Source organism: bacterium, from assembly GCA_030247525.1.
Lineage (GTDB): Bacteria > Electryoneota > JAOADG01 > JAOADG01 > JAOADG01 > JAOTSC01.
On record JAOTSC010000298.1, the window covers coordinates 1 to 1,689 of the forward strand.

At 43.0% G+C, this 1,689-nt stretch carries 2 protein-coding genes; both read right to left on the bottom strand.

The genetic code is table 11. The features are described from left to right. Positions 1–36 precede the first annotated feature (36 nt). Positions 37–531, bottom strand: coding sequence for a hypothetical protein (locus OEM52_15175; GenBank protein MDK9701474.1), 495 nt, complete (start codon positions 529–531; stop codon positions 37–39). A 239-nt stretch (positions 532–770) separates the two neighbouring features. Continuing rightward, the coding region (locus tag OEM52_15180) for a hypothetical protein (protein ID MDK9701475.1) at positions 771–1,689 on the bottom strand (919 nt) is incomplete at its 5' end.

Genomic DNA, 1,689 nt, shown 5'->3' on the forward strand with positions numbered 1-1,689 from the left:
ACGCTAAATCGAGACCAGTGTTCATCTTTCACCACCTTACTTGAAAAGCTTTTGATACGTTGCAACGTAACTTAAAGTTACTGCGCTATCGGGCAGCCGGTAGAGATAAGCTGATTTCACTTGAATCATCATACGCTTATTGTAGGAAGTTGTTGTTAGTTTAGTAGAAAGATCGTCATCGTCGACGTAATAAACGGAACCGATTAACTGGAAGTCTATCCCCCCCATCGTAACTTTGTTGTTTAAACGGTTGAAGTCATCGACATCATCGAAGTTGGGAAATACTTCTCCCGACTCGGGACCTAATCCGGTTGAAACAGTGAACTGAGCAAGTGTCGTTGCAGTAACGCTTTCATCGTATCGATAATTCATTGCCGAACTGATAGTAGCCTCACCGAGGCTAAGAGCAGATATGATAACATTGGATTCTGTCACTCGTTCCGACGTATCGAACATATTGCGATTCACGAGTAAAGTAATCGCGCCGATAAGCGTGAGTGCGCCTAAAACGAGCATTGTTTGTACATTCATCGTGCAACGCGCCTCGGTTAAATTGGACTCTCATTTGGAAGATTATCGATTACAAACTTCGAAGCAAGCGAATGTGTATGATAGAGATTAATCCAACGTGTTAGAAATCACATATAATGATATAAGTAATTGTATATTAAAGATATGATGTGTTTGTGAGTGTTGGATGCAATTACTCTAAGTACAATTGAAAGTAAAAGAGGGGCATGAGAATGCCCCTCTGAGTCTTTGAATCTCAATCAGTTCTCTTTGTTACCAGGAACTTGGGTTTTCCTTACCGACCCTCCAACCACTGATTCCCGTACTAAGTCCAGTGTTCGTTTACGAATGAATCCGCCATAATTCAATGTGAACTCAACTCGGGCACTATTCGCATCGATTCGAGTCACGAAACCTAAGTATACCGGGTCACCTTCTTTTAAAACAATTAACTTACTCCCTTGATCCTGGACGTACGCCTGTTCCGCTGTGATTGCTACCAGTTTGGCGCGGTTTACTTCCACTAAATTGTCTTCATTTCGCGGAAGTCGGTCGGTTACCAGTGCTTTGAAGGGATTCCAGCGCGTCTTCAATGCTTTTGGTAACTGGCTGGCGATACTGTCGTTGCCGCTGGCGGATGAATAAGCCACCAGCTTTGCATTCACCGATGTTAGGTTGTCACGGGCATCTTCGCCTTCCAAAAGCGGTTTCGCATCCATTTGAATATCGGTTATAATCATGAGTCGCTTATGGTTCTCGAAAAATGAGATAAAATCGTACAACGATTGATAAGTCGCATCAGCGCGAAAACTGTATCGGCGAACCATTAATCCCATCGTATCCTTTTGATCGTTGAAATCGAAGTCAAATGGGAAAGGTTTACTGGTGCGGTTTACCAAACCATTGATATAACCATAACTCAGCCGGGTATTCTCATCTTTCGGTAAAATTTTTTTGCGATCCAGCCAACGTTTACGTAACTCGTCGAGTGATTTTTTTGAGTTCTCGATATCGAGCGGAAGCGCAGCATCTGCTGTTATCTTCTGTTCCAGCAGAATAATCTCTTTGCGAAGCTTTGCCGACTCTTTTCGCATTGGAATTACGAATGCGAACCATCCAACCCCATGAACAAGCATTAAGAGAACGGCGAGTACGATACTGTTACGAACTGCATAAGAT

Coding starts and splice junctions, on each gene's coding strand:
- OEM52_15175 (MDK9701474.1), bottom strand. CDS start 531: ATGAATGTACAAACAATGCTCGTTTTAGGCGCACTCACGCTTATCGGC.